At 54.5% G+C, this 751-nt stretch carries 2 protein-coding genes; both read right to left on the bottom strand.

The window, feature by feature from the left end; all coding sequences use genetic code 11:
* Positions 1 to 34: 34 nt before the first annotated feature.
* Positions 35 to 217 carry a sulfur starvation response protein OscA gene (oscA, locus tag AC1DRJ_RS30800; RefSeq protein WP_038605423.1) on the bottom strand — a complete coding sequence of 61 codons (183 nt, stop codon included), beginning with the start codon at positions 215 to 217 and terminating at the stop codon, positions 35 to 37.
* A 293-nt stretch (positions 218 to 510) separates the two neighbouring features.
* The coding region (locus tag AC1DRJ_RS30795) for an EAL domain-containing protein (protein WP_477805436.1) at positions 511 to 751 on the bottom strand (241 nt) is incomplete at its 5' end.

Below are 751 nucleotides of genomic sequence, written 5' to 3'. Positions count from 1 at the left end.
TTTTATGAGGTGCTGAAAGCGGGCTGCCGGTTGCTTAGCTCGGTTTGTGACTCGGGTTCTGCAGACGAAACTTCTCTTTGCGTTCGATCTGCACGACCTGGGCGTTATGCACAGTGATCTCCACAGCCCCAAAGCGCAGATCGCGCAAGGCGCTCTGAATCTCACGCAAAATGGTTGCTTCGTCTTGGCCATCAACACTACGTAGGGATGCGCTCATGGTGCTGCTCCTTCAACTGAGAGGTTGCCTGGCAGTGGCGACACTGCTTGTGGCGTGGAACCAATAGTAGTGAGGAGTAGATATTCTTAAAAAGACTATTTAAGAATGTTTATATAACCAAAAGAAATTATTTGGCGAGGCGCGGGTTTGCGTCGCGTTTGGCGTATTGAAATTGATTCCACAACCCTGTGGCGAGAGAGCTTGCTCCCATTCGAAGGCGAAGCACTCGCTTTGAGGACCGCTGCGCAGTCCAGCGGGAGCAAGCTCCCTCGCCATAAACACAGAAAGCGGGATTAGCGAATAATGGGAGCGCACATCCACTCCCACTGCTCGGCAGGCACTGGCCGTCCAAACCAGTAGCCTTGCCCCAGATCGCAGTCATGCTCCAGCAGGAAACCGGCCTGATCGACCTGCTCGATCCCTTTGGCATGTACCTGCATCCCCATGCTACTCGCCAAGGCAATGATCACCCGCACAATGGCGGCAATCGAACACCACGGCCGCCTGACGCAAATACTCGCGGTCTGCCTGACG

The sequence above is a fragment of the Pseudomonas sp. P5_B2 genome (assembly GCF_056400445.1).
This window is presented reverse-complemented; position numbering and strand designations above follow the sequence as displayed.